Source organism: Klenkia terrae (assembly GCF_900491935.1).
In the GTDB taxonomy this organism is placed as follows: Bacteria; Actinomycetota; Actinomycetes; order Mycobacteriales; family Geodermatophilaceae; genus Klenkia; species Klenkia terrae.
In genome coordinates this window covers 2,750-6,291 of the sequence record NZ_UEXK01000003.1, presented here as the reverse complement: position 1 = coordinate 6,291, position 3,542 = coordinate 2,750, and the positions used below count along the sequence as shown (strand labels likewise).

Annotated in this window: 3 protein-coding genes; all 3 read left to right on the top strand. The window is 71.3% G+C overall.

The features are described 5' to 3' along the window. Positions 1-1,204: RNA polymerase sigma factor (locus LFA75_RS00105; RefSeq protein ID WP_318249946.1), on the top strand; the 1,204-nt coding region annotated here is incomplete at its 5' end. Between the two features lie 541 nt (positions 1,205-1,745). Beyond that, entirely contained in the window at positions 1,746-1,961 is a 216-nt protein-coding gene (locus LFA75_RS00100; RefSeq protein ID WP_225231750.1) for a DUF7455 domain-containing protein, read from the top strand. A 145-nt stretch (positions 1,962-2,106) separates the two neighbouring features. After that, positions 2,107-3,522 (top strand): phosphate ABC transporter permease subunit PstC, encoded by a 1,416-nt coding sequence (pstC, locus tag LFA75_RS00095; protein WP_225231749.1) that lies wholly within the window; start codon positions 2,107-2,109, stop codon positions 3,520-3,522. The last annotated feature ends 20 nt before the right edge of the window (positions 3,523-3,542 follow it).

Sequence of the window (3,542 nt, the reverse complement as noted above, 5' to 3'; positions counted from 1 at the left end):
CTCGGAGATGTGTATAAGGGCCAGGCCCATCACGCCCTCCCCCGGCCAGGAGGCCCCCGCCGGCGCCGTGCTCACCGCCGTGGGCGCCGAGGGCGCGACCGTCGCCGTCGTGGCCGGCGGGACCGGGCTGGTGCTCGACGAGAGCGCCGTCGTCGGCACCGACGGACCGGCCGAGGCCGTCGAGGCCGACGACACCGCCACCGGCCCGGGCACCGAGTTCGAGTGGGACGACGAGGAGGAGTCCGAAGCGCTCCGCAAGGCCCGCAAGGACGCCGAGCTCACCGCCTCGGCCGACTCGGTCCGCGCCTACCTCAAGCAGATCGGCAAGGTCGCGCTGCTCACCGCCGAGGAGGAGGTCGACCTCGCCAAGCGGATCGAGGCCGGGCTCTACGGCTCCGAGCGGCTGCGCTCGGTCGAGGAGCAGGGCACCAAGCTCACCCCGAGCATGCGCCGCGACCTCAACTGGATCGTCCGGGACGGCGAGCGCGCCAAGAACCACCTGCTGGAGGCCAACCTGCGCCTGGTGGTCTCGCTGGCCAAGCGCTACACCGGCCGCGGCATGGCGTTCCTGGACCTCATCCAGGAGGGAAACCTGGGCCTGATCCGCGCGGTCGAGAAGTTCGACTACACCAAGGGCTACAAGTTCTCGACCTACGCCACCTGGTGGATCCGCCAGGCGATCACCCGCGCGATGGCCGACCAGGCCCGCACCATCCGCATCCCGGTGCACATGGTCGAGGTCATCAACAAGCTCGGCCGCATCCAGCGCGAGCTGCTCCAGGACCTGGGCCGCGAGCCCACGCCGGAGGAGCTGGCCAAGGAGATGGACATCACCCCCGAGAAGGTGCTGGAGATCCAGCAGTACGCCCGGGAGCCGATCAGCCTCGACCAGAACATCGGCGACGAGGGCGACAGCCAGCTCGGCGACTTCATCGAGGACTCCGAGGCCGTCGTGGCCGTCGACGCGGTCAGCTTCACCCTGATGCAGGACCAGCTCAGCACCGTGCTGCAGACGCTGTCCGAGCGCGAGGCCGGCGTCGTCCGCCTGCGGTTCGGGCTCACCGACGGTCAGCCCCGCACGCTGGACGAGATCGGCCAGGTCTACGGCGTGACCCGCGAGCGGATCCGCCAGATCGAGTCCAAGACGATGAGCAAGCTCCGGCACCCGTCCCGGTCCCAGGTCCTCCGCGACTACCTCGACTGACTGTGAGGCTGGCAGGGTCGGCTCATCGGTGATGGGCTGATGGCTGGCAGCAGTGGGCGTGACCCTTCGCCTGACTGGCTTCGTGCCTTCGACGGGACTTGTCCGTCTGCTGCTGCCCCGCCGCCGAGCCCAAGGCAAGACCGACCGGGAGATCAAACGCTGCCTCAAGCGCTACATCGCCCGAGAACTCTTCCGACGCCTGGAATCAGCACCGGCTGCGGCTTGACGAACCATAGGAGCGTCCTGCCCCGGCGGGTGTCGTGCGGGTCACGGGCTCATCACTCCGGGGCGGAGGAGGATTGGCGGCGGCACCACGCGGGCATCAGTTGTAGCGTGGGAGCCGTCAAGAGAGCAGCGGAACCACGTTCCACGATCCATCCAGTGCGATCCCTGCTCACCCGCTCCACCCCAGGTCCACGAACCACTCGGCGCGTCGAGGGGCAACTGGACCGGATCGGGAACACCGGGGGTCATCCTGGCGCTGTGCAGGAGGCCGATCCGCGAACGCGGGTCCGTGCGGTAGAGAGCGAGTGATGACCAGATGACCCAGACCCTGACGACGAGCCCTTCCACCGATGACCTGGTCGTTCCCTTCCACTGCGACCGTTGCGGTGCGCTGGCCAAGGTCCGGGTCGTGCTCGCCAGCGGCGCCGACCTCGTGTTCTGCGGGCACCACGCCCGCGAGTACGACGCCAAGCTCCGCGACATCGCCGTCGACATCATCGACACCGGTAGCGAGCAGCCCGCCCACGCCTGACCGAGACGTTATCGTCGCGGCAAGCGACGGTCCGGACACATGACGCCGCCGCCGGCGCCGGATCCCCCACGGGATCCGGTGTCCGGCGGCGTCGTCGTGCCGGGGGCCCGTCACCCGCCGGACGGACAGCGAGCGTGAAGCACCGATGAGCGACGAGACCCCCCGCCCCGACGCGGAGGACACCCGACCTCAGGGTCCGGTCCAGGACGACGGCCCCGCCGTCGGCGACCGCACCGAACGGCTGCAGCCCGACGGCACCATCGGCGCCGGCCGGCCGACCGCCCCCGACTCGGTGACCCGGCCGCCGGCTCCCGGCTGGGGCGGGCAGGCGCCGCGCCCGGTCGCCGTCGTGCCGCCGGGCCAGCCGCTCCCGCTCAACCCGCGCCGCCGCGTCAACGACGACCCGCCGACCGGCGAGGCGCCGGCGGTCGAGGCACCTGCAGCCGGCGAGACCCCCGCCGACGAGACCCCTGCGGCCGGCCAGGACGCCGCTGCCGAGGACACCGTCGGCCAGGCTCCCCAGGACGGCGCCGACGAGGCCCCCACCGGCAAGCTCCCCACGCTCCACCTCCCCGCACCGCCCACCCGCAAGCTCGGAGTCCAGGTGACCTCGCTCGACAACCCGCCCCGGCAGGCCGACAAGCCCACCCGGGCCGTCCGCAGCCGCGGTGACCGCACGTTCGCCGGGTTCTCCACCGGCGCCGGCATCCTCATCCTCGTCGTGCTCGCCGGGGTGGCCGCGTTCCTGGTGACCGAGTCCCTGGACGCGATCTCGGCCCCCGCCGCGGACATCCCCGGCGGCGAGGGCGTCTGGACCTACGTCGGCCCGCTGGTGTTCGGCACCCTGCTGGCCGCGGTGATCGCGCTGCTGGTCGCGACCCCGCTGGGCGTGGCGATCGCCCTGTTCATCACCTACTACGCGCCCAAGCGGATCGCCGCGACCCTGGGCTACCTGATCGACCTGCTCGCCGCGATCCCCAGCGTCGTCTACGGCTTCTGGGGCCTGGCCGCGCTCGCGCCGGCGATGGTGCCCTTCTACGCCTGGGCCGAGGACAACCTCGGCTTCATCCCGCTCTTCGCCGGGCCCGCCTCGGCGACCGGCCGCACGATGCTGACCGCCGGCCTGGTGCTCGCGATCATGATCCTGCCGATCATCTCGGCGATCTCCCGCGAGGTCTTCTCCCAGGCCCCGGCCCTGCACCGCGAGGCCGCACTGGCCCTGGGCGCCACCCGCTGGGAGATGATCAAGATGGCGGTGCTGCCCTACGGCAAGTCCGGCGTCATCGGCGGCTCGATGCTCGGCCTGGGCCGTGCACTGGGCGAGACCCTGGCCGTGGCCATCGTGCTCTCGGTCTCCGGCGGCGTGACGTTCAACCTGATCAGCTCGTCGAACCCCTCCACCATCGCGGCGAACATCGCGCTGCAGTTCCCCGAGTCCAGCGGGCTGGACGTCAGCACGCTGATCTTCACCGGCCTGGTGCTGTTCGTGATCACCCTCGCGGTCAACATGCTCGCCCGCTACGTCGTCAACCGCCGGGCCGACTTCTCCGGAGCGAACTGATGACCACCACGACCCCCACC

Bases quoted from the DNA above. Each gene is read 5' to 3' on its own strand.
- LFA75_RS00100 (WP_225231750.1), top strand. From the start codon at position 1,746: ATGACCCAGACCCTGACGACGAGCCCTTCCACCGATGACCTGGTCGTT.
- pstC (WP_225231749.1), top strand. From the start codon at position 2,107: ATGAGCGACGAGACCCCCCGCCCCGACGCGGAGGACACCCGACCTCAG.